This window comes from Agrobacterium sp. NPDC058088, from assembly GCF_042885035.1.
Lineage (GTDB): Bacteria > Pseudomonadota > Alphaproteobacteria > Rhizobiales > Rhizobiaceae > Agrobacterium.
The window spans coordinates 525,288-548,192 of record NZ_JBHVSU010000003.1; the positions used below are offsets into that span (position 1 = coordinate 525,288).

General features: G+C 60.2%; 16 protein-coding genes. 11 read left to right on the forward strand and 5 right to left on the reverse strand.

Translation table 11 applies throughout. The annotated features are described in order from the left end of the window. Positions 1 to 3: 3 nt before the first annotated feature. Both ACFVTJ_RS12420 and ACFVTJ_RS12425 read left to right on the forward strand, forming a co-directional pair. Complete coding sequence (locus ACFVTJ_RS12420; protein ID WP_004438628.1) at positions 4 to 507, forward strand: DUF995 domain-containing protein; 504 nt, start codon at positions 4 to 6, stop codon at positions 505 to 507. Positions 508 to 520: 13 nt separating this feature from the next. Further along, on the forward strand, positions 521 to 1,483 hold the full coding sequence (locus ACFVTJ_RS12425; protein ID WP_386907743.1) for a glycoside hydrolase family 26 protein: 963 nt from the start codon (positions 521 to 523) through the stop codon (positions 1,481 to 1,483). A gap of 52 nt (positions 1,484 to 1,535) precedes the next feature. Here the strand turns inward: ACFVTJ_RS12425 and ACFVTJ_RS12430 are convergent, their stop codons facing one another. Then, positions 1,536 to 2,720, reverse strand: a complete 1,185-nt coding sequence (locus tag ACFVTJ_RS12430; RefSeq protein WP_386907744.1) for an AGE family epimerase/isomerase — start codon at positions 2,718 to 2,720, stop codon at positions 1,536 to 1,538. 432 nt (positions 2,721 to 3,152) lie between these two features. Between ACFVTJ_RS12430 and bcsN the strand changes: the two genes are divergently transcribed. The 5 genes from bcsN (at position 3,153) to ACFVTJ_RS12455 (ending at position 12,177) form a co-directional block, all read left to right on the forward strand. After that, positions 3,153 to 4,067, forward strand: a complete 915-nt coding sequence (bcsN, locus tag ACFVTJ_RS12435) for a cellulose biosynthesis protein BcsN (RefSeq protein WP_386907745.1) — start codon at positions 3,153 to 3,155, stop codon at positions 4,065 to 4,067. Positions 4,068 to 4,161: 94 nt separating this feature from the next. Beyond that, positions 4,162 to 6,351, forward strand: coding sequence for a UDP-forming cellulose synthase catalytic subunit (gene bcsA / locus ACFVTJ_RS12440; RefSeq protein ID WP_386907747.1), 2,190 nt, complete (start codon positions 4,162 to 4,164; stop codon positions 6,349 to 6,351). Beyond that, positions 6,348 to 8,786, forward strand: a complete 2,439-nt coding sequence (locus ACFVTJ_RS12445; RefSeq protein WP_386907749.1) for a cellulose biosynthesis cyclic di-GMP-binding regulatory protein BcsB — start codon at positions 6,348 to 6,350, stop codon at positions 8,784 to 8,786. Before bcsA ends, ACFVTJ_RS12445 begins: the two co-directional genes overlap by 4 nt. Continuing rightward, a complete protein-coding gene (locus ACFVTJ_RS12450) occupies positions 8,783 to 9,838 on the forward strand; it encodes a glycosyl hydrolase family 8 (protein WP_386907751.1) in 1,056 nt (351 codons plus the stop codon). Before ACFVTJ_RS12445 ends, ACFVTJ_RS12450 begins: the two co-directional genes overlap by 4 nt. After that, positions 9,829 to 12,177, forward strand: a complete 2,349-nt coding sequence (locus ACFVTJ_RS12455; protein ID WP_386907753.1) for a cellulose synthase — start codon at positions 9,829 to 9,831, stop codon at positions 12,175 to 12,177. Before ACFVTJ_RS12450 ends, ACFVTJ_RS12455 begins: the two co-directional genes overlap by 10 nt. 24 nt (positions 12,178 to 12,201) lie before the next feature. Here ACFVTJ_RS12455 and ACFVTJ_RS12460 read toward each other — a convergent pair whose 3' ends face one another. Both ACFVTJ_RS12460 and ACFVTJ_RS12465 read right to left on the reverse strand, forming a co-directional pair. Continuing rightward, positions 12,202 to 13,356, reverse strand: a complete 1,155-nt coding sequence (locus ACFVTJ_RS12460) for an amidohydrolase (RefSeq protein WP_386907755.1) — start codon at positions 13,354 to 13,356, stop codon at positions 12,202 to 12,204. 59 nt (positions 13,357 to 13,415) lie between these two features. Next, positions 13,416 to 15,062, reverse strand: a complete 1,647-nt coding sequence (locus ACFVTJ_RS12465) for a GNAT family N-acetyltransferase (RefSeq protein WP_386907756.1) — start codon at positions 15,060 to 15,062, stop codon at positions 13,416 to 13,418. Positions 15,063 to 15,296: 234 nt separating this feature from the next. Between ACFVTJ_RS12465 and ACFVTJ_RS12470 the strand changes: the two genes are divergently transcribed. Both ACFVTJ_RS12470 and ACFVTJ_RS12475 read left to right on the forward strand, forming a co-directional pair. Further along, complete coding sequence (locus tag ACFVTJ_RS12470; RefSeq protein WP_386907758.1) at positions 15,297 to 16,031, forward strand: SDR family NAD(P)-dependent oxidoreductase; 735 nt, start codon at positions 15,297 to 15,299, stop codon at positions 16,029 to 16,031. Positions 16,032 to 16,067: 36 nt separating this feature from the next. Further along, positions 16,068 to 17,420 (forward strand): aspartate aminotransferase family protein, encoded by a 1,353-nt coding sequence (locus ACFVTJ_RS12475; protein WP_386907759.1) that lies wholly within the window; start codon positions 16,068 to 16,070, stop codon positions 17,418 to 17,420. A gap of 40 nt (positions 17,421 to 17,460) precedes the next feature. Here the strand turns inward: ACFVTJ_RS12475 and ACFVTJ_RS12480 are convergent, their stop codons facing one another. Next, positions 17,461 to 17,898: an EamA family transporter gene (locus tag ACFVTJ_RS12480; RefSeq protein ID WP_386907761.1), complete on the reverse strand. Its 438-nt coding sequence runs from the start codon at positions 17,896 to 17,898 to the stop codon at positions 17,461 to 17,463. Positions 17,899 to 18,076: 178 nt separating this feature from the next. Continuing rightward, positions 18,077 to 19,423, reverse strand: a complete 1,347-nt coding sequence (locus ACFVTJ_RS12485) for a dicarboxylate/amino acid:cation symporter (protein WP_386907763.1) — start codon at positions 19,421 to 19,423, stop codon at positions 18,077 to 18,079. 236 nt (positions 19,424 to 19,659) lie between these two features. Here ACFVTJ_RS12485 and ACFVTJ_RS12490 point away from each other — a divergent pair, with 236 nt between their 5' ends. Then, complete coding sequence (locus ACFVTJ_RS12490) at positions 19,660 to 21,501, forward strand: ATP-binding protein (RefSeq protein ID WP_386907765.1); 1,842 nt, start codon at positions 19,660 to 19,662, stop codon at positions 21,499 to 21,501. A 1-nt stretch (position 21,502) separates the two neighbouring features. Next, the gene (locus ACFVTJ_RS12495; protein WP_386907767.1) at positions 21,503 to 22,867 is read left to right on the forward strand and encodes a sigma-54-dependent transcriptional regulator; all 1,365 of its coding nucleotides are present in this window, start codon (positions 21,503 to 21,505) and stop codon (positions 22,865 to 22,867) included. Positions 22,868 to 22,905: the final 38 nt, after the last annotated feature.

Below are 22,905 nucleotides of genomic sequence, written 5' to 3' on the forward strand. Positions count from 1 at the left end.
GTGATGAAAACAACAATAAGCACATGCGGATTCTCCGCTTTCGTACTCTGTCTTGCGGTGGTCGCGCCAAGCGTCGTCCATGCTGCAGGCGGCACGAAGACGCCGAAGCCGCTCAGAACCAGCGAGGTCGTGGAGATGTATTTCGACAAGACCTGGAAATGGGATACGGGCGGCGGGCGCTTCATCGCCGACGGCCGTAAATTCATCGCTGCAACGGAAGAAAAGGGCAAGAAGTCCATCGGCGAAGGCCGCTGGACCGTCGATGCCAATGGCACATTGTGCATGCGCGCCACCTGGAAAGCTGAGGCGGGAAGCGGCAAGGCCGATACCTGCTTCGACCATGGCCGCATCGGCAATGTGCTCTACCAGCGCAAGCAGGGCGGGCAATGGTACGTGTTCCGGCACAACCCGCCACGTCCTGGCGATGAATTCCTCAAGCTCGTCCGCAAGGACGATGTCACGCCGCAGATCGCCGCCTACGACAAGGCGATGACGGCAACAAGGTAAGGAGTAAGGTGTCATGCAGATAACAAGACGAACACTTCTGTTCGCGAGTGGTGCCGCCGCAGCCTTTACCGCCGGAATGTATCCGGTGCTCAAGCTCGACGCCCAGGGGGTCGCCCCCATGACCTCGACGGGCATGAAGACCCTAGCAGACAAAAGACCGACATTGCATGCGGATGGCATTCGTTTCGGCGCCTACGATCCGCACGGCGATTTCACCGGACAGGCCGGGTTGGCGACGGAACATCTGTTCCTGCCCTGGGAAGACGTGGATCTCGACAGCCTGGCGCTTGCGGATGCCTATGCGCTGGAGCGCAAGCGCAACGTCATGATCACCGTCGAGCCATGGTCCTGGGACGTTAACTGGCGGCTTTCGTCCGACGAGTTGCGTCGCAAGGTGCTGAGCGGCGATTACGACAAGAACATGCAGGCGATCGTCGCACGCATGTCGGCGATGAAAAGCCCGCTGATCCTGCGCTGGGGACAGGAAATGGAAGACACGTCTGGCCGCTTCTCGTGGTCGGGCTGGAACCCTCGTGATTACATCACGGCCTATAAACGCGTGGTGGACATGACCCGAAAGGCAGTCCCCGGCGTCAAGGTAATGTGGTCACCCAAAGGTCTGGATGGCCTGCGGGCTTATTACCCCGGTGACAACTATGCGGATCTGGTCGGCCTCTCGGTCTTCGGTCTCGAGGATTACGACAAGATCGAATATGGCGGTCCGAAGACTTTCACGGATCTGCTGCGCAAGGGCTATGGACTTGTCGAAACCTTTAACAAACCGGTCTGGGTTGCCGAACTGGGTTATGAAGGCGGCGATTCCTATGTTCGTCCATGGATGAACGACGTGACGCTGAAACAGGCGGATTTTCCGAAGCTGGAAGAGGTCGTCTACTTCAATGACAAGGATGTGCATCCCTGGCCACACAATCTCGGCAAACCTGACTGGCGCGTCGTGCGCCCGGCCAAAGTTTGAGCGATATCCAGACTCGGCGGGCGGCCGATACCGCTCGCCCGGTGGGCGGGGCTTATTGCTCCGCAGCCAGCACCGACTCCGCCTCATAGATGGCGCAGACGATGTGATAGAAAGTACTTGCCGGCGCCGGCTCGTCGAGCATCGGCCTGTCGGCAGGCCATTTGTCGAACCAGAGGCCTTTGACCGGTGTGTCGAGGAATGGTTGCAGCGCGCCAATGGCGCGCAGGCCGGAGGCGAGGTAGCGCTGCCGTTCCTCGCCATCAGTGACGCTCGCCAGCCGCACCGCAGCCTTCAGCCATTCCGTTTGCGGCCACAGCCGCGCCAGCGCGTCATGCACCGAAAAATCGTCGTAGAGGCTCATGATCGCCACCTTGCGGCGCGGGCAGATGCCGTATTCTTCGCCGATCTCGAAGAGGCGTTTTGCCTTCCTGATCGCTTCATCATTCCCGCGCAGGCTGCCCCAGCGCACCAGAAGCCACGCCCATTCGAACTGGTGGCCCGGCTCCATGATGCGGCCTTTCTCGCCCTCATGGGGCGTCCAGTCATGGGCGAAGAACTCGCGCAGGCCGCCATTGCCACCATCGATGAAGCGGGTGAGCGCCAGACCGGCGATCTCGTCTGCTAATCCTCTCCACGGGCCATCCGGATCCTGCACTTCCCAGGCCAGCATCGCCTCGAACAGATGCATATGCGGATTGGAACAGAGCGGGGTGCGCGGCGGGTTCGCCTCCTCAAAGCCGGCGATGGGATGTCTGTAGTCGCGCTCGAGAATGGCGAGGATATCGAGGGCCCGGCCGCGCATCTCATCCCTGCGCTCGGGAAGGCTGGCTGCCGCCTGCGCCGCCGCGAAAAGCGCAAAGGCCTGATTGTAGAGATCGAAGGATGGATCGATCAGTTTTCCGGTTTGGTCGGCGAGGTTGCCGTATAGACCGTTTTCAAGCCGATAAACTTTCTCGAACCAGCTGAGGCCATGCAGCAGCGCGTCTTTCCATGGCCCCTGCCAGCCGTGCTGGCCAGCGGCGGCAAAACAATAGGCCTGGCGTGGCTGCACGCGGGCGCGGCGGTTGTCGGAAAAAACCGGCTTCGCATCCTGGCTGAGACGTTCGTAAAAACCGCCATCCGGATGCGCCGAGCCCGCCTTCCACCACACGGGCAGGGCGTTCTCGTCAAGCCATTTCCGTAATGTTCCGATCTCTTCAGCAAGCGTCTGCGAAATGCTCGGAAATTGCACTGTCATGCGATAACTCTCTGTTTTTACAGTTGAATTAAAAAATTTGCCAATAAAAATATGCGATAATAGACGCAAGTAGACCATGGGACATATTGCGCTGCAACCGTAAAATTATCAGCCTGGAGGGAAGCCAACCCCTGGGGGCGTCATTGGTTCCCCGCTTTATGGTGCAGAGACGGGTCGCAACTGTGATTCGCGATTCATAAAGTGTCAGAAATTACAACGCAAATTTGAGATTGCTTATTCGTAGTCCTCACGTATTTCGTAGAAATGGTCAGGTCATTAGTGATTCGGTCTCCTTTTAACCTGGGCGGTGTTGGGGAGATGAAGGGGCGCAAGGCAGTGAAATTTTCTGCCTATACTTCATTGCTGTTCTCCATTGCGGTTCTCTCGGGCTGCAATACTCCCGCGGGCGTTCGGTCGTTCGGGGGCGCGCAGATGGCGTCGCCTTCCGAGGCGTTGATTTTCCCGCCGCCCGGTGGCCCCGAAATCATCGCCGTGGTCAATCGCACCTATTCCAACGCCGTAGCACAGCAGGTCATTTTGCGTTCCGAGGCCGCGACGCCGGGGCAGAATTATCTCAAGGCGGAGTTTTTCGGCCCGCAGCAGGCGGGCGATACCGAGCGCGACGCTTTGACGTTCACGGGTTTCAGGGGGGGCTCCGTCGCCCGGGAAATCCGCGCCGAGTTTCCGGGTGAAAACATCGCCATGTCGGCAAATTACCTGCAGAACGGTTATGGTGCATTTTCCTATGCCGCCGGTAGCGGCCGTGGTGGTGATACCTGCCTATATGGTTGGCAGGATATACGCTCGCCGGAAGGCATGCGGCAGGATTTCCGTAATCTCGGACGCATAAAGGTGCGGTTGCGGCTTTGCCAGTCGGGCGCGAGCGTCGAGCGGCTGCTGGCGGTCATGTATAATTACACGATCACCGGTACTTACGCTTCGCCAAGCTGGAACCCCTATGGCACGCCGCAGGCGGTGGATCAGAATCTCGGGCGGCCCGGGCACCCAGTCTATCCCATGAAGACGGAGGATGTGCCGATGCGGCCAGGCGGCGACGTGACGGCCAGCGTGCCGCCCCGGCCGGCCCGCCGTGTGACGAACGCCGCGCCGGTGCAGCCGGAACCACAGCCGCTGCCACCTGTTGCTGCAGTCAATATCCCATCGCCGACATCAGCGGCTGCGCCCCTTCACCCGGCGCGACCTTCGGTGGCGACCAGACAGGTCGATGGCAGGCAGGTGAATAGCCGTGCAGTGGAAAACGGCCCGCAACCGTCGCAGGTTCCGCAGGTTTCCATTCCGTCGCCAGCCTGTCTGTCCGGTTCGGGGGCGGTGCAGGGATGCAGATGATCGGCGGAGCCCAAGGGGAAGGGAGCGCCGAGGCGCATATCGCAAAATTTCCGGGCCGAAATTCCGGATGGGGTAAAGAACGGAAAGTTTCTGGATGAACAAGGCCATTACAGTCATTGTCTGGTTGCTTGTGTCGCTTTGCGTTCTGGCCATCATCACGATGCCGGTCAGTCTGCAGACGCATCTGGTGGCGACCGCGATTTCCCTCATCCTTCTGGCGACGATCAAGGGCTTTAACGGGCAGGGGGCCTGGCGCCTGATCGCGCTCGGTTTCGGCACCGCCATCGTTCTGCGTTACGTCTACTGGCGCACCACGAGTACGTTGCCGCCCGTCAACCAGCTTGAGAACTTCATTCCCGGCTTTCTGCTTTACCTGGCGGAAATGTACAGTGTCTTGATGCTTGGTCTCAGCCTTGTCATCGTGTCGATGCCGCTGCCGTCACGCAAGACGCGGCCCGGTTTGCCCGACTATCGGCCGACGGTCGACGTCTTCGTGCCCAGCTATAATGAAGACGCGGAACTTCTCGCCAATACGCTGGCGGCGGCCAAGAATATGGATTATCCGGCGGACCGTTTCACCGTCTGGCTGCTGGATGACGGTGGCTCGGTGCAGAAGCGCAATGCCGCCAATATTGTTGAGGCACAGGCAGCGCAACGCCGCCACGAAGAGCTGAAGAAGCTCTGCGAAGACCTCGACGTTCGTTATCTGACACGCGAGCGCAACGTCCACGCCAAGGCCGGAAACCTCAATAACGGGCTTGCCCATTCGACTGGCGAGCTGGTGACCGTGTTCGACGCCGACCACGCACCTGCCCGCGACTTTTTGCTGGAGACGGTTGGCTATTTCCAGGAGGACCCGCGGCTCTTTCTGGTGCAGACGCCGCATTTCTTCGTCAATCCGGATCCGATCGAACGCAACCTGCGCACCTTCGAGACGATGCCAAGCGAAAACGAGATGTTCTACGGCATCATCCAGCGCGGTCTCGACAAATGGAATGGCGCGTTCTTCTGTGGGTCCGCCGCTGTGCTGCGGCGTGAGGCGCTGCTGGAGACGGACGGTTTCAGCGGTGTCAGCATCACGGAGGATTGCGAAACCGCACTGGCGCTGCATTCGCGCGGCTGGAACAGCATCTATGTCGACAAGCCGCTGATCGCCGGGTTGCAGCCAGCCACCTTCGCAAGCTTCATCGGCCAGCGCAGCCGCTGGGCACAGGGCATGATGCAGATCCTGATCTTTCGTCAGCCCCTGTTCAAGCGTGGTCTCTCGTTCACGCAGCGTCTCTGCTACATGTCGTCGACGCTGTTCTGGCTGTTTCCGTTCCCGCGGACCATCTTCCTGTTCGCGCCGCTGTTCTATCTGTTCTTCGACCTGCAGATTTTCGTGGCGTCGGGCGGAGAGTTTCTGGCCTATACGGCAGCCTATATGCTCGTGAACCTGATGATGCAGAACTATCTCTATGGTAGCTTCCGCTGGCCATGGATTTCGGAACTTTACGAATATGTGCAGACCGTCCACCTGCTGCCCGCCGTTGTTTCGGTGATCTTCAATCCGGGCAAGCCCACCTTCAAGGTGACGGCGAAGGATGAATCCATTGCCGAGGCAAGGCTTTCGGAAATCAGCCGGCCGTTCTTCGTCATTTTCGCGCTGCTATTGGTGGCGATGGCCTTTGCCGCATGGCGCATCTACAGCGAACCCTACAAGGCGGATGTAACGCTGGTCGTCGGCGGCTGGAACCTGCTCAATCTCATCTTCGCGGGCTGCGCGCTCGGTGTCGTTTCGGAGCGCGGTGACAAGTCGGCATCGCGACGCATCACTGTCAAGCGGCGTTGTGAAGTCCAGCTTCAGGGCAGCGACACCTGGGTTCCTGCTTCCATCGACAACGTGTCGGTGCACGGCCTGCTGATCAATATTTTCGACAGCGCTACAAATATCGAAAAAGGCGCGAGCGCCATCGTGAAGGTAAGGCCGCATAGCGAGGGCGTGCCGGAAACGATGCCTTTGAACGTGGTGCGAACGGTGAAAGGCGAAGGTTTCGTCTCAATCGGCTGCACTTTCTCGCCGCAGCGCGCCGTCGACCACCGCCTGATTGCCGACCTGATCTTCGCCAATTCCGAACAGTGGAGCGAATTCCAGCGCGTGCGCCGTAAGAACCCGGGGCTCATCCGTGGCACCGCAATCTTCCTGGCGATTGCGCTCTTCCAGACGCAGCGTGGCCTTTATTATCTCCTCCGCGCAGGTCGCCCAGCGCCCAAAAGCGCCAAACCTGTCGGAGCGGTGAAATGATCGGCCGCAAACCCATCCGGGATTCTCTGGCACTATTGATATGCGCGGTTGCCACGGGTGCTCTGGCGCAGTCCTCGCCGTTCGATATGACACCGGAGAGGCCATCGCAGACATCGCCGGCACCGGTGCCGCCCGCCATTCCTCCTGTCGCGCCGTCGCAGCCACCACCTGTCCAGCTGCCGACCCCGGTGCCAAGCAAGCCTTCCGCTTCGCCATCGCCACCCGCTGTGGCTCCTCCGCGCCAGGAAGGTGCAAGACCGGTTCCGGGACCGGCATCGTCGGTCAATTCAGACAGCCGGCGCCGATATATCCTGCCCTACGAAAAGCTCAGCCTTTCCGGAGAGATGGATCGCCGGCAATGGAGCATCTATCTGACGCCCGAACAGGTGAATGCCGCCGTCTCGCTCAATATCGGCTATCAAAATGCGATCGTTGTCGCGCCGGAAAGCTCGAATTTTCAGGTCAGCCTGAACAATGTCGCGCTGGATGCGGCGCGGATCGAAGCGCCTGACAGCGAAGGCAATGTTCTCCTGAAGATACCGCCCGGCGTCTTGCAGGTCGGCTCAAACGTGGTGGCGCTCGGTGTGCAGCAACGCCACAGAACCGATTGCACAATCCAGTCCACCTATGATCTGTGGACCGATGTGAACCCTGCGAACACCTATATCGGCTTTAGTGCGGATGTCGCCGGCAACTTTGCTAATATCGACGATATTCAGGCAACCGGGCCTGATGGCAAGGCGATGACGTCGATCGAGATCGTCGCGCCGACGCTTGGCAATCCGGCATTTGCGGATTCTCTCCTGCGTCTTTCACAGGCACTGGCGCTCAGAACCCAGATGCCGAACCAGACGATCCGTTTTGTGACCGCGCCTTCCATCGAGCGTAAGGCGGGCACGCTGACGGTTTTCGTCGGCACGGCCCGTGAGATTGCCGGTCTGGGTGGAGCGTTGCCGCCCGAGGCATCGGCGGGGGCCTTTGCCGGCTTTGGCACGGCTGCTCCGGGCAATTTCTCACCGCTTTTTGTCAGCGGCCCGACCCCGCAGGCGGTGCAGGCGGCAATCGAGACGCTTTTTTCCTCGATATCGCGCACGCCCGGCGCGCAGAGAACGACGTTTTCGACCCGTAGCTGGCATGCGCCGGATGTGCCGCTTGTCATGTCGGATCGCCGCATTGCGCTATCCGAACTTGGTCTACAGAGCACTGAATTTAGCGGCCGGCGTTTCCGCAACGAATTTTATGTCGGCATGCCCGCCGATTTTTATGCGTCGGCCTATGGTGAGGCGTCGCTTCTGCTTGATGCGGCCTATTCCTCGCAGGTCTTGCCCGGCAGCCATGTCGATATCTACGTCAATGACCAGATCGCCTCGACCGTGCCGATCTCGAACAATGGCGGCGGCATTTTCCGGCATCTGCCGATCAAGGTGACGATGCGTCATTTCAAGCCGGGTCCGAACAAGATTGCCATCGAGGCGGTGTTGATGACGGCGCAGGATCAGGCCTGCGCCCCCGGCGCACCCGCCAGCGCAACCCCGCGGTTTGCCCTGTTCGACACCTCGGAAATTCATGTTCCTGATTACGCCCAGATCGGCCGTAAGCCGGATCTTGCTGCGATGGCGGGGGCCGGCCAGCCTTACCGATCCGGTGGGCCGATTGCCTTGTCGCTTGATCGCTTCGACACCGACACCATGTCTGCGGCAGCAACGTTCATAAGTCGCCTTGCCAGCGTGGCCGGGCATCCGATTGATATCGAGACCGTGGCCTCGCCGCTGGTGATCGGTGACCGCGATGCGCTCTTTGTCGGAACGATCTCGCAATTTCCGCAGGCATTGATCAGCCAGTTCAATCTCGTTCCCTCCAGCCAGATATCCTGGAAAATGGGAGCCGGCGTGCAGGTTCCCGCCCAAAACAGCGACACCCTTTTCAATGACTGGCGGGAGCGGGTGGATGGCGGTATCTGGGAGGGGCAGGTGTCCTCTTTCGAGGAGTGGTTGAAGCGAAATTTCGATCTGAGCTCGGAGACGCTGCGCTTCCTGCCGGCAGCTGAACAGCCCTATGCGCCGCCCGGCAACGTTTCCTTCATGCTGGCCCAAGGCCTCAGCCCCTCCGGTGACGGGGTATGGACGCTTGCTACCGCGCCGACTTCGGCGGAACTTCGTGACGGCATGCAGGCGATGACGCAGGAAAACCGCTGGCGCGATGTCACCGGGCGTGTCGCCGCTTATGATGCCGTCGCTGAAAAGATCGAAACGGTGGACGTGGAGCGGCCGTATCTTTATGCTACCCGGGCATTTTCCCTCTCGAACTGGAGGCTGATAGCCGCCAACTGGCTCTCTTCCAACGTTCTTTCCTATTCGCTAGCATTTATTGGCTTCGTGTCGCTGCTCGGCCTCGCCACTTTCGTGATGCTGCGCCTGATGGGACGGCATAGATGAAAAACGGGATTTCGAAAATTGCCGGTATTGTCTGCCTATCGGTCATGATGCTGTTTGCGAGCCTCTCCGTCAGCCGTGCTGCTTCGATCCCGCCGGATGCATGGGCGGCCTATAAGGCTGCGTTTCTCGATCCCGGCGGCCGGATCATCGATACCGGCAACAGCAATATCAGCCACAGCGAGGGGCAGGGCTACGGCATGTGGCTCGCCGTGCTTGCCGACAACCTTTCGGACTTCGAGCTGATCTGGAGTTTCACGCGCACCGAATTGCTGGTGCGCGATGACGGGCTTTCCGCCTGGAAATGGGATCCGCGCACCAGACCGCATGTTACCGACATCAACAACGCCACGGATGGCGACATCCTGATCGCCTATGCGCTGGCGCTGGCGGCGGGGCAATGGAATCGGCAGGACTATGCCGAAGCATCCGCAGCCATAGCCTCCGTCATCCTCAAGAAAACAATGGTGCAACGCGGCGGACGCACGCTCCTTCTGCCGGCCGCCAGCGGTTTTGGCGAGAGCGATCGTGCCGATGGTCCGGTGGTCAATCCGTCCTATCTGATTTTCGAAGCCTTTCCGGTGCTCAATCTCGTCGCGCCGTCGCCGCTCTGGAAAGCGGTGGCAGATGATGGGGTGGCGCAGATCGGCGCCTTCGCGTTTAGTGACAGAAAACTGCCCGCCGACTGGGTATCGGTGAAGACGAAGCCCCAGCCGGCATCGGGATTTCCGCCGGAATTCGGATATAATGCGGTGCGCATACCGCTCTATCTTGCAAGGGCGAATATGGGCTCGCCTGAACTGCTTTCGCGCTTGAAGGACGGCATGACGCTGGAAAGCGGCGCTGCCGGGACCTTCGATCTGAAGAGCGGCGCAGTGAAGGACGTGCTGTCCGATGCCGGCTATCGTATCATACCGGCCCTGGCCGCCTGCATGGCCGGGGGTCCTGCCGTTTCCGCCGAACTTAAAAGCTTCCAGCCAACGCTTTATTATCCTTCCACATTGCATCTTCTGGCATTGTCGTTTCTGGCAAGGAATAACGGGGAATGCCGATGAACAAGCCGCTGTCGACCTCGGCTCTCATTCTGCTTCTGATTGCGCTTGCTGCCTTCCACTGGCGTGACAGCATTCTCGGGCGCGTGTCGGACGTGCACACGTCGGCGGTGGGCGACAACCGTGCGGCGCTGCGCATTTCACCGGCGGCCAATCCGGCGCAGATCAGTGCTTTCGTGAAAAACCGTGAGATGGCGCAGGTAGCAACACCCGCCACCACACCGCCAGTCACTGTTCCGGCGAGTGATCCGTTACCGGTAACGCAGATGGGTGGGCAGACGCCGCAAACGCAGACGGCACAGGCCCCGCGCACGCCCACGCCCGCATCGACCGATATGCCCGAAGTCGATCTCAGCGCGCTGCGCTATTTTGCGGCCCGGGGTGATACCCAACGCCTTCAGGCCGAAATTGCGCGTCTTCGCACGCTCTACCCCAACTGGACGCCGCCCGCCGACCCTCTCGCCATTCCCGAAAACGGCGATCCCAAGCTTGATGCGATGTGGCAGCTTTATACCGATGGCCGTTATGCCGAGGTGCGGAAGGCGATCGCCGATCGCCAGCAGGCTGAGCCCGGCTGGCAACCGCCCGATAATCTTATCGGCATGCTTTCACTTGCAGAAGCCCGCCAGCGGCTCGTCAATGCGTCCGACCTCAAACAATACTCGGCGGTGGTGGATACGGCTGCGAGCAATCCTGGCCTGCTGACCTGCGGCGAGGTCGATGTCCTGTGGCGGGTTGCCGATGCCTTCGCCAATACCGACCGGATGGGGCGGGCACGCGACGCTTATCTTTACGTCCTCAACAACTGTACGGCCGCCAGCGACAGGCTCGCGACGGTGCAGAAGGCATCTGCGCTTTTGCCGGCGGAGATGATGGGCGAATTGCTGGCCAAGGAAAAACCGGGTGCCGATGGTCAGCTGGAATTCGAGCCGGTCAAGAACGATCTTGCCCGACAGTTCGTGGCAAAGGCTGGAGAGAAGCCGAAAGAGGGCGAAAAAGAGAGCGTTACCGTTCCTTCCGCCTATCTGATGCGGCTTGAAAGGCTCGCGGAGACCGATAAGCTCGCAAGCGACGCCCTGCTGCTCGGCTGGTATAATATCCGCCAGAAGAACATGACGGAGGCGGAGAAGTGGTTCCGCAAGGCGCGTGAGGAAGAAGACAGCGCGTCGGCCTCGCAGGGTTTGGCGCTGGCGCTGATCGACCGTAACGAGCCGCGCGAGGCCGAAGACGTCATGTATAAATGGCGCAACGCCTCCGATGATGCGCTCGCGACCTATCTTGCCGCCACGGCCAATCTTCTGGCCTTGCAGCCGCCGGTCGTCCTGCCGCCGGACGTTTTGCAGCGGATTGCGGGGGAAACGATGACGCGTAAGGATGCGGCCACCGCCCAGCAATTCGGCTGGTATTCGCTTGCCTTCCGGCAGACGCCGCTCGCGTTGCAATGGTTCAGTACGGCCCTTGGCTGGAAGCCCGATGATGAGCCTTCAGCCTATGGCATGGCCGTCAGTTATCACGATCTGCGTAATCTGGCCGGTCTGCGTGGCATCCAGCAGCAATGGGCGAGCCGCTCTCAACGCATCGCCGATGTGGGGACAGCGCGGATGGTCGACCAGTCGAGGCAGATGGTTGCGCCCGTATCCACGCCGCCCATTGCCCAACAGGTGACGGCGCCCACACCGAGCTATGTGCCGCAAGGCGGTACGGCGGTGGTTTATGACCAGCCTGTCGTCCAGCAGCAGCCCGAACCTTCGCGCAAACAGGCGCGCCGGCCGGCCCCGGCGCAAAGGGACGCGAGCGCCGCCTCCCGTCCACGGTCCTGCGCGGCCTATCCCGATCCGCAGCGTCTGCCGCCGCAGCAGGCGCTTGATCTCGGCTGGTGCCTGATGCAAACGAACCGTCCGGCAGAGGCGTTGAAAGCCTTCGAATCCGCGATTGAAGGCGGCAAGTCGACGGTGAAAAGCGACGCGGCCTATGGCCAGAGTCTTGCCTATCTGCGCATGGGGCTGACGGATCATGCCGCCGTATCGGCGACGAAATCGCACATCGATCGCCCGCGCGCGACCGAATTGCAGGTCTCGATCCTGGCCGACAGGGCGGTTTCCGCCTTCCAGACCAAACGTTATGCAGAAACGCTGCTGCTGCTCGACCAGCGGGCGCGCCTGGCCGACGAGCGCACGGACCTTATGGTTCTGCGTGGCTATTCCTATCTCGCCATGCGCCGGTATGCCGATGCGGCCCAGATTTTTGAAAGCCTGACGGCCATCGGAAATCAGGATGGCATCAAGGGACTGGCGGCCGTGCGTGCAGCCAGGCCGAGCAACGGTCCGCAGGGTGGCGGCTGACGGCGGGCACAGGGCTCGTCGTCGCTATTTAGCATCTGTCAGATTGCGGATGATGCGCATGAAGATGCGCGCGCCGATACCGATCAACGCGTCCGGAAAGTCGTAATCGGGATTGTGCAGATTGGGGTAATCCCTGCCTGCGCCGAGAAAGAACATGGCTGACGACGAGACGGTGCGGAAACGTCCGAAATCCTCCGAGGCCCGCATGGGCAGACCTTCGGAGTCATACGGAATCTTCTCCTCGTCGAGTGCCTGCCTTATGTACGCGACCGCCTCTGGCGCATTTTCGCAATGCAGGAAAATATCGTCATAGGCGATGTCGAGTGTCAGTTGCTGCTCGTTTGCGACTTTCTTCGCCAGCTTTTCCGCGGCTGCACAAAGCCTTTCCATCCTGTCGTCGTTCAAGGTTCTGAGCGTTGCCCATATTTCCGCATCGGCTGCGGAAATACCGAAGGCGGCCTCGCCCATCACGGCATGGGTGATTGTCACCATCGAAAAATCGGGTTCCGGTGGGAAGCCGGAACCCAGTTCGGCCAAGGCGGGCATCAGCCTGGATATGGCCCGCATGGGCGAAACGCCGTGTTCCGGTGAAGAGGCATGCGCCGTCTTGCCCGAAAGACGGATCTTGATGCCTCGAGATGCGCAATTGACCGGCCCTTCCAGCACGCTGACGTGGCCGAGCGGCAGGCCGGGAAGGTTGTGCAGCGAAAAAGAATAGTCGGGTCTTATCTCGTCAAAGCGCGGGTCGGCGAGAACAGCGGCGGCACCGGCGCCCGTTTCCTCCGCGGGCTGATAGAGCAGGATGACGCGGCCGGATTGCGGCCTTTGCCTGGAGAGGCCGAGCGCCAGTGCCGTCAGGATGGTGGAATGTCCATCATGGCCGCAAAGGTGGCCTTTGCCATCGGTGCCGGAGCGATGATCGGCCATGCTCTTTTCTTGGATGGGCAGAGCATCGAGTTCCGAGCGGATCAGGATTGCCGGGCCGGTTTTACCGCTGTCATAGACCGCCGCCACGCCATTCCCGCCGAGATCGGCAAGAAGCCGGTCGGGTTTTGCCTGCGCGAGGAAAGTGCGTATGCGCCGAGCGGTTTCCTTTTCCTCGCCGGAAATTTCCGGATGGCGGTGCAGGTCATGGCGAAGCTCGATAAGATCGAGCATGTCCTTGTTGGTCAGAAACATCTAGTATCCTTGCAAGTCGGCGAGCGGGTTTTCCCGCCGCAACTTACAGGTCGATGCCGTCAATGCAAAACCTTTGGCGGTAGCCAGCGCTTGGCGGTCGTTTTTGGTTTGGCGGCGAGCGTGACGATATCTGGCGGCAGCGAAGACTTGACTTTTGCCTGTTCCAACCGCGCAAGGGCGGCGCGGGCTTTTTCGGCATATTCCAGATGTGCCGCATCGTCGGAGTGATAATGCTGCAGCCGTTCCAGGATTTCCGCCGCTTCCATCTGTCGTTCGGCGGCAATCAACGCCACCGCGCATTTGTACAGTGCTTCCCGGTGGAAGGGAGCGCGGTTGGTCACCTGGCGGAAGGCCTCTGATGCCTCGTGAAATTGCCGCTGCGCCAGTCGCGTCTCGCCGATGCGCAGCCACAGGACGACGGGTTCCTGGCCTACTGCCAGAAGGCTGAGAAAGGCGATTTCGGCCTCCCGGAATTCACCGCGGTCGAAGGCGAGATTGGCAAGCCCGAACTGCGCGCCGAGATGATCCGGGGCTGCGGAAAGAACCTGCCCGAAGGCAATGTTGGCCTCGGCCTTCTTGCCGGTCTTGTAGAGTTTCAGCGCCTGTTCGTAGACGAAGCGGATACTGCGCGGATTAAGCGTGCCGCCGAGATTGTCGCCCGAGCGGGTGCGAAAGAGCGTGCAGCTCAGCTTGTGTTCTTCGGGGCCGAAGAAATACTTATAGGGCTCGTTGCCGCGCAGGAAATCGTAGGTCCTGAAACCCTGTTCGATCGCCCTGCGGATACAATGCCCATGCAGCACGAGGCCGGGGGACGGTGTCTTCCAGTTCTCGTCGCGACCGGTAATGTAGAACAGGACCGATTTTTTTCGCCGGTCGATGATGTTGGCGAGCGCGCCGAGCGGCTGGTCGCCAAACCAGAGCACTGGCACTTCCAGGTCGCCGCGCAGCCAGACGTCCATCAGCATCTGCCGCGTGGCGCCGATCAGGAGTTCGGTACGCTCCTTGCCCTTATGCGGCGCCCAGCGAATGCGCCAGAAATCGAACAGGATGACCATGTCCCGCTTGATGGTGTCCCTTGTTGCGAAGGTAATGCGGTACTCGTCGCCGCCCTCCACCTTTCGCAGGAAGCGCCTGAGCTTCTGCCGCGTCTGGCTGCTCATATGGCTTTCAAGATAACCGTCGAAAGTCTGGGGCAGGGACACCACCGGGCAGATGCAATTGTTGATGTTGTAGGAGTTTGTCGGCATGTTGTCGCGGAACATGACGAGTGGTCCCTGAAGGGCGCGGATCATCGCATCGCGTCTTTCCGGCGGACCGGAGAGATAGTCGAGCTTCAGTTCGGTCCAATTCTGTTGTCGAATGTAGGAACAGAACCCCGCCACCGCGTGATTTTCATAGTCCGGCAGAGAAATGAAACCGGTGTAGTCCGCCGCCGCATTGCCGGCCATGACGATGCTGTCGTGAAAGCGACCGGTTTTCTTGTCCGGTTCGGTGACGATGCGGAGGGGAAAAAACGCCACATAGGGCGAGCCTTCCGGGCGTTCGCGGAGCGCAAGGATGAACCAGCGCCTGCGGCGCGGCATATAATCCCGAAGCCAGCCCCAGGAGAGAAAATGCCGGGCATGGGGATCGGCCATGAATACCGCGTCCCAGTTTTCACGGATCGCCTCAAAGCCAGCGTCGGTGTCGATGATGTCGATGCGCATTCTTGCCCCCTCCCAATACCGATCACACATTCGGGAGGCTTCATTTTATGGGTAAACGGTCGGCTTCAAATATTCCCTTCGGGTGAAAGCCGGGCATCAAATGGGATTAGCCCATGGGCCATTGGTCGATTACCGCACCGCGACAAAAAAGACCTTGTCAGCCGGTTGCAGCACTCTAACATGCGAGGCTGAATGCGTCCGGCTCAACGGATCGCATGGCACGGGAGTTCTCATATGGCTGTTCCTTTCATGCTTCTGACCGGCGCCAGCCGCGGGATAGGGCATGCCACCGTCAAGCTGTTTCAGGAAAAGGGCTGGAGGATTCTCACCGTTTCGAGACAGCCCTTTTCGGAGGAATGCCGGTGGCCATCTGCGCGCGAGAGCCATATCCAGGCCGATCTTGAGGATTTGTCGCGGATCGATGATCTGGCAGACGAGGTGCGCTCGCGCCTGCCGGAAGGCAAGCTTGCCGCCCTCGTCAACAATGCGGGGATTTCTCCCAAGGGTGAGGGCGGAAGCCGCCTGGGGGTGATGGAGACGACGGCGGACGTGTGGACGCGGGTGATGAATGTCAACCTTATCTCCACCGCGCTGCTTGCCCGTGCGCTGCTGCCGGAACTGGAGGTTGCCAGGGGCTCGATCGTCAACGTCACCTCCATCGTCGGATCGCGGGTTCATCCATTCGCGGGCGTTGCCTATGCTGCTTCCAAGGCGGCGCTTGCGGCGCTGACGCGGGAGCTCGCGCATGAGTTCGGACCGCGCGGCGTGCGCGCCAATGCCATCGCGCCGGGCGAAATCAACACCGCCATCCTGTCGCCCGGAACGGCCGAACTGGTGGATGCGCAGGTGCCGCTCGGCCGCCTCGGCAACACTGCCGAGGTGGCGCAGACCATCTATTTCCTCTGCTCGGAACAGTCGAGCTACATTAACGGCGCGGAAATTCACATCAATGGCGGCCAGCACGTCTGACGCCGCAGTCCATCAACCGAAACGGAGCCCTTATCGATGACCATCCTGCCCAATTCCGTCGAGGCACGCGATATCGCCTATCAGATGCACCCGAACGTCAACCTGCGCAAATTCGAAAAGACCGGCGGTCTGGTTATCGAAAGCGGCGAGGGCATCTATGTGACCGACAGCAGCGGCAAGCGCTATATCGAGGCGATGGCAGGGCTGTGGTCGGTAGCGCTCGGTTTCGGCGAAAAGCGGCTGGTGGATGCGGCAACGAAGCAGATGCAGAAGCTGCCCTATTACCACACCTTCTCCTACAAGACCCATGGCCCCTCCGTTGATCTCGCCGAACTGCTGATCGAGCTGGCACCTGTGCCGATGTCCAAGGTGCATTTCACTTCCTCCGGCTCCGAGGCCAACGATCTCGTTGCGAAAATGGTCTGGTATCGCTCGAATGCGTTGGGCAGACGAGACAAGAAGAAGATCATCGGCCGCATCAAGGGTTATCATGGCGTAACCATCGCTTCGGCCTCTATCACCGGCCTGCCGCGCAACCATGAAAGCTTCGACCTGCCGCTTGACCGCATGCTGCATACGGCCTGCCCTTCCTATACGCATTTCGGTAAGGACGGCGAAAGCGAAGCGGAGTTCACTGCGCGTATCCTCGGCGAACTGGAAGAGCTGATCCTGCGCGAAGGTCCCGAGACCATCGCCGCCTTCTGGGGTGAGCCGGTGATGGGCGCGGGTGGCGTTCTCCTGCCACCGGAAGGTTATTGGGAAGGCGTACAGACCATCTTGAAGAAATACGACATCCTGCTTGTCGTGGATGAGGTGATCTGCGGTTTTGGCCGCACCGGTAGGATGTTTGCCTGCGAGACCTATGACATCAAGCCAGACGTCCTTGTCGTCTCCAAACAGATTTCGTCGTCCTACATGCCACTTTCGGCGATCATCATGAACGACAATTTCTATCAGCCGATCGCCGATGAATCAGACCGTATCGGCTCCTTCGGCCATGGTTACACAGCCTCCGGCCATCCGGTCGCAACGGCTGTGGGCCTCGAAAACCTGAAGATCATTCAGGAGCGCGATCTGATCGGCAATGTCGCGCGTCTGGAAGGCAAGTTTCTCGATCATCTGAAGTCGCTTGCCGATCATCCGCTCATCCATTCATCGCGTGGCATAGGCCTTATCGGTGCGCTGGAGGTGAAGCCATGGAAGGGCATGAAACCGGGCGATACGACGCTGGCGCTTGCCGCGGCCATCGAAAGCGAAGGCGTCATCACCCGGCCTATCGGTGAATCCATTTGTTTCTGCCCGCCACTGATCATCACGGCCGAGCAACTGGATGAGCTGTTTGCCGGCGTCAAGCGCGGTCTCGATAACGCGCTGGCGGCAAGAGGCTGAGGGCTTGAGGATCGCATCGGCCGGCATCCGGCCGATGCTTCTATCCGCGATAGGCCACAAGCACCGCGCCGCAGGCAATCAGCACAACGCCGAGCCAATTGGGCAGCGACAGTCTTTCCCCCAGAAAAAGCACCGCAAAAACGGCGACGAAGACGACGCTCAGCTTGTCGATGGGCGCGACGCGGGCGGCATCGCCGATTTTCAGCGCCCGGAAATAACATATCCAAGACGCGCCGGTCGCCAGACCCGAAAGCACTAGGAATAACCAGGTTCGCCCCGAAATGGCGGAGGGCTGCTGCCAGTTCCCGGTAATGTAGACCATCATGCCCGCGGCGGCGAGAATGACGATGGTGCGGATGAAGGTGGCGAAATCGGAATTGACGTTTTCGATGCCGATCTTGGCGAAAATGGCGGTCAGCGCCGCAAAGGCTGCCGATAGCAGCGCCCAGAATTGCCAGGCCAGAAACAGGTTTTTCATGCGGCCACTCCGTTTATAGCCTGACACCTCGTCTGGCTTTATAGCATCGCCGGGCCAATAAAAACCGTTTTCGTCGAGGTGCGGAACGACGAAAGGCCGGCGCATCCACTGGATACGCCGGCCTTCGTGCGGGGCCTGTCCGGACGGACCGGAACAGGCAGGACCTTGGGAGGTCGTATTATTCTGCGGGCTGAACAGATGCCGGCAGGGAATCGACATCGGCGATGCCGGAGATTTCCTCCTTGCCGCTGAGGACGCGCGCGAGTTGCGCCTCATCCAGTTCACCTTCCCAGCGGGCGACAACGATGGTGGCAACCGCATTGCCGACGAAGTTGGTGAGCGCACGGCATTCAGACATGAAGCGGTCGATGCCGAGGATCAACGCCATGCCGGCGACCGGAACCGAAGGCACAACTGACAATGTGGCGGCAAGCGTGATGAAGCCTGCGCCGGTGATGCCGGCTGCGCCCTTGGAGGACAGCATTGCCACCAGCAACAGCAGGATCTGTTCACCGAAGGACAGGTGGATACCGGTCGCCTGTGCGATGAACAGGGCAGCCAGCGTCATATAGATGTTGGTGCCGTCAAGGTTGAAGGAGTAACCGGTCGGGATGACGAGACCGACGACGGAGCGCTTGCAGCCCGCCTTTTCCATCTTGCTCATCAGGCCGGGCAGGGCGGCTTCCGAAGAAGAGGTGCCGAGAACCAGCAGCAGCTCTTCCTTGATATAGCGGATCAGCGCGACGATGGAGAAGCCGTTGTAGCGGCAGACGGCGCCGAGAACCACAAACACGAACAGCGCTGACGTGACGTAGAAGGTGCCGATCAGCATGGCGAGGTTGGTGACCGACGAGATGCCGTATTTGCCGATAGTGAAAGCCATGGCGCCAAAAGCACCGATGGGAGCTGCCTTCATCAGGATCGCGACCAGCTTGAAGATCGGATACATCATGGCGTGCATGAAATCGGTGACGGGCTTGCCCTTTTCACCGACGATGCCGAGCGCGATGCCGAACAGGACCGAGAAGAACAGCACCTGCAGGATATCCCCGCTGGCGAAAGCGCCGACGATGGTGGTCGGAATGATGTTCATCAGGAAGCCGGTGATGGTCTGCTCATGGGCCTTGTCGGCGTAGGTCGCGACGGCCTTGGCATCCAGCGTCGCCGGATCGATGTTCATGCCGGCGCCCGGCTGCACGGTATTGGCAACGATGAGGCCAACGACGAGCGCGAGCGTGGAGAAGACCAGGAAGTAAATCATGGCCTTGCCGGCTACGCGGCCAACCTTCTTCATGTCGTTCATGCCGGCAATGCCGGTCGCGACGGTAAGGAAGATGACGGGAGCGATGATCATCTTGACGAGGCGGATGAAGCCGTCGCCGAGCGGCTTCAGCTCTTCGCCGAAAGCCGGATAGAAATGGCCGAGCGCGATACCGGCGATGATGGCCACCAGAACCTGAAAATACAGGTGCTTGTAAAATGGCATTTTGGCGTGGCCTGCGGCCACGGCTGTCGTATCGATCATGTTTTTTCCTCCTCGGCCTCACCCTGCCTTTATTGGCCTCCCGGGATCGCCGTGTCGTTGACGGCTTCGCGCCGATTGAGGAGTCATGTGCAATACGCATGCCAGACTTGATTATTTGCCGTAACTGGCTGATTTCAAAAGTAGTTTTTATTGAAGCTTCGCCAGCTCACGGCCGTTTGTGCGGAATTCCGGACAAAATCTCTTGAAGTTTGTGTGTAAAACCGCACAATCGTCTCATGACCTATCAGGATCAGGCACCTCACTCTCAGGCGAAACGGCGCGCGCAATGGCTGGCGTTGGCTGGCTTGTGGCTTCTGGTCAGCCTGGCCATGCTGCTGGTGGCCGATGAGTTCGCCCGACGCCAGGCGATACGCACCGCCGCCACCGAGGCCTCTACGGATGCTGAACTGAAGATCGCACTACTGAATGTCGCGCTGGAGCGGCCGCGCGCTATTCCGCTGGTGCTATCTGGGGATCCCGATCTTGCCGCCGCTCTTGATGGCGGCGGTGCACCTGCCCTTGATCGGCTGAACCGCAAGCTGGAAGGCCTGATCGAAGGCACGCAGTCCTCGGTGATCTACGTCACCGGGCCGACTGGGCTGACCATTGCCTCCAGCAATTGGCGCCAGGACGACAGCTTCGTTGGCTCCAACTACGCCTTCCGCGAATATTTTCAGGCGGCGATGAAGACGGGCATGTCCGAACATTATGCGCTTGGCAATGTCAGCCGCCGGCCGGGTCTTTATATTTCCCGCCGCATTGATGCCAGCGACGGGCGGCCGCTCGGCGTCGTGATCGCCAAGGTGGAATTTAACCGTCTGGAATCGGACTGGAACATCGGCGGCAAACCCGTTTATGTGGTCGACAGGAACGGTGTCGTGCTGATGACCAGCGTTCCGGAGTGGCGGTTCAAGACCGTTGCGCCCATCGACGAGGCGCGGCGGAAGATCATTGCCGAAAGCCTGCAATTCGGCAATGAGACACTGGCGACCCTGCCATTTCGGGCGGCCCGGTCGTCGGGGGACAGCGTGCCACTGATCCATGTCGATGGGCCGGGGCGGGAGCGTGGCGATTATCTGCAACTGGAAGTGCCAGTGCCGACGACGTCATGGACCCTGCATTATCTGCAGCCCGTCGCACCGGCACTGAATGCTGCGATCCGTGAGGGAAGGGTGGTGGCGCTGGCGACCCTGATGCCGCTGATGGCGCTTTCCGCGCTCTGGCTGTGGCGCAGACACAAGGCGCTTCAGGAAAAGGAAGAGGAACAGCGTGCCCGCGCTGAACTGGAATTGAAGGTGCAGGAGCGGACCCGCGACCTGACAAAAACGCGCGATCATCTGCAGGCCGAAATTACCCTGCATGAAAAGACCACCGGCGAATTACGCAATGTGCAGCACGAGTTGGTTCAGGCCAATCGCCTTTCCATTCTGGGCCAGGTGGCGGCGGGCGTGGCGCATGAAATCAACCAGCCGGTGGCGACCATCCGCGCTTTCGCCGATAATGCCCGCACGTTGCTAAAACGCGATCGTCTGGCCGAAGCCAATGAAAATCTGGAAGATATCGCCGCTCTCACCGAACGTATCGGCACCATCACCACCGACCTTAAGATACTGGCACGCAAGGGCCGCACGGCCGCCGAACCCGTGAGTGTCAGATTGGTCATCGAAGGTGCGGTCGTGCTGTTGCGCAGCCGTTTTTCCGGGCAGATGGATGCGCTGGATATCGCCCTGCCCGATCAGGAAATGAAGGTGCTCGGCAGCCGTATTAGGCTCGAACAAATCCTCATCAACCTCCTGCAAAACGCGCTGGAAGCCACGGAAACGATTGACACCGCACGTGTCGAGGTGCGGGTGCGGGAGGAGGGCGACATGGTTGTGATTTCGGTCAGCGACAATGGCACCGGCATTCCTGAGGCCATCCGCGCCCAGCTTTTTTCACCCTTCAACACATCAAAGGAAAGTGGCCTCGGTCTCGGCCTCGTGATCTCCAACGACATTGCCTCCGATTATGGCGGCCGCATCGAGGTGACGAGCGGCGAGGCGGGCACGGCTTTTTCCGTATATCTGAAGCGAGCATGACATGATGGCAGGTGGAACCATATTTCTGGTGGACGACGATTCCCAACTGCGCAAGGCGATGGTGCAGACGCTGGAACTCGACGGATTGCCGGTCACATCCTTTTCCCGGGCCGAACAGGCGCTTGCGGCCCTGAGCGAAGATTTTGACGGTGTCATCATCACCGATGTGCGCATGCCGGGCATGACAGGTCTGGAATTTTTCGACCATGTCCGCAAGATCGACGCCGATCTGCCTGTTATCCTCATCACCGGCCATGGCGATGTGCCGATGGCCGTCGATGCGCTTCACAACGGCGCCTATGATTTCATCGCCAAACCCTTTCCCGCCGAACGCATGGTGGAAAGCGCGCGCCGGGCGCTGGAAAAACGCCGTCTCGTGCTGGAAAACCGCGCGCTTCGCCGGGCTGCGGGACAGGCGGAGGACGATCTGCCGTTGATCGGCCAGACGCCAGCCATGGAGCGCCTGCGCACAACGCTGCGCCATATTGCCGATACGGATGTGGATGTGTTGGTGGCAGGCGAGACGGGCAGCGGCAAGGAAGTGGTGGCGACAGCGCTGCATCGCTGGAGCAAGAAGCGTTCAAAGAGCAATTTCGTGGCGCTGAATTGCGGCGCGCTGCCGGAAACGGTGATCGAAAGCGAGCTTTTTGGCCATGAGCCGGGGGCGTTTACCGGTGCACAGAAAAAGCGTGTCGGCCGTATCGAACATTCGAGCGGCGGCACGCTGTTTCTGGACGAGATCGAAAGCATGCCGCTTGCCGTTCAGGTGAAGATGCTGCGTGTGCTGGAAATGCGCGAGGTCTCACCGCTTGGATCTAACGAGGAAAGGCCAGTCGATATCCGCGTGGTGGCGGCGGCCAAGGTCGATCTCGGTGATCCGGCCGAGCGAGGCAGCTTCCGCGAGGATCTCTATTACCGGCTAAACGTGGTGACGTTGTCCATTCCGCCGCTGCGCGAACGCAAGGCGGACATTCCGCTGCTGTTTTCCCATTTCGTCACCAAGGCTGCTAACCGTTTCAACATGCCGGTACCGCAGATCAGCGCCGGCACGTCCCGCCGGCTTCAGGAGCATGATTGGCCGGGCAATGTTCGGGAACTCGGGCATTTCGCCGAAAGGGTGGTGCTGGGCCTGGAGGTCGAACCTGCGGCCACGTCCGCTTCGCAATCCGCTCTTCCCGTTTCCGGCACCCTGCCGGAGCGCATGGACGAGATCGAGGCCCATATCATCCGTGAAACGCTGGAGCAGTCGAACGGAGACGTGGCGGAAACCATCGCGACGCTCGGCATTGCCCGCAAGACATTCTACGACAAGCTGCAGCGGCATGGCATCAACCGGGCGGATTATGTGAAGAGCGCTACGGTGTGAGGGTCGCTCATGGAAAAGCCGCGGACGGTTCCATCCGC

Bases quoted from the DNA above. Each gene is read 5' to 3' on its own strand.
- ACFVTJ_RS12420 (WP_004438628.1), top strand. From the start codon at position 4: ATGAAAACAACAATAAGCACATGCGGATTCTCCGCTTTCGTACTCTGT.
- ACFVTJ_RS12425 (WP_386907743.1), top strand. From the start codon at position 521: ATGCAGATAACAAGACGAACACTTCTGTTCGCGAGTGGTGCCGCCGCA.
- ACFVTJ_RS12430 (WP_386907744.1), bottom strand. From the start codon at position 2,720: ATGACAGTGCAATTTCCGAGCATTTCGCAGACGCTTGCTGAAGAGATC.
- bcsN (WP_386907745.1), top strand. From the start codon at position 3,153: ATGGCGTCGCCTTCCGAGGCGTTGATTTTCCCGCCGCCCGGTGGCCCC.
- bcsA (WP_386907747.1), top strand. From the start codon at position 4,162: ATGAACAAGGCCATTACAGTCATTGTCTGGTTGCTTGTGTCGCTTTGC.
- ACFVTJ_RS12445 (WP_386907749.1), top strand. From the start codon at position 6,348: ATGATCGGCCGCAAACCCATCCGGGATTCTCTGGCACTATTGATATGC.
- ACFVTJ_RS12450 (WP_386907751.1), top strand. From the start codon at position 8,783: ATGAAAAACGGGATTTCGAAAATTGCCGGTATTGTCTGCCTATCGGTC.
- ACFVTJ_RS12455 (WP_386907753.1), top strand. From the start codon at position 9,829: ATGCCGATGAACAAGCCGCTGTCGACCTCGGCTCTCATTCTGCTTCTG.
- ACFVTJ_RS12460 (WP_386907755.1), bottom strand. From the start codon at position 13,356: ATGTTTCTGACCAACAAGGACATGCTCGATCTTATCGAGCTTCGCCAT.
- ACFVTJ_RS12465 (WP_386907756.1), bottom strand. From the start codon at position 15,062: ATGCGCATCGACATCATCGACACCGACGCTGGCTTTGAGGCGATCCGT.
- ACFVTJ_RS12470 (WP_386907758.1), top strand. From the start codon at position 15,297: ATGGCTGTTCCTTTCATGCTTCTGACCGGCGCCAGCCGCGGGATAGGG.
- ACFVTJ_RS12475 (WP_386907759.1), top strand. From the start codon at position 16,068: ATGACCATCCTGCCCAATTCCGTCGAGGCACGCGATATCGCCTATCAG.
- ACFVTJ_RS12480 (WP_386907761.1), bottom strand. From the start codon at position 17,898: ATGAAAAACCTGTTTCTGGCCTGGCAATTCTGGGCGCTGCTATCGGCA.
- ACFVTJ_RS12485 (WP_386907763.1), bottom strand. From the start codon at position 19,423: ATGATCGATACGACAGCCGTGGCCGCAGGCCACGCCAAAATGCCATTT.
- ACFVTJ_RS12490 (WP_386907765.1), top strand. From the start codon at position 19,660: ATGACCTATCAGGATCAGGCACCTCACTCTCAGGCGAAACGGCGCGCG.
- ACFVTJ_RS12495 (WP_386907767.1), top strand. From the start codon at position 21,503: ATGATGGCAGGTGGAACCATATTTCTGGTGGACGACGATTCCCAACTG.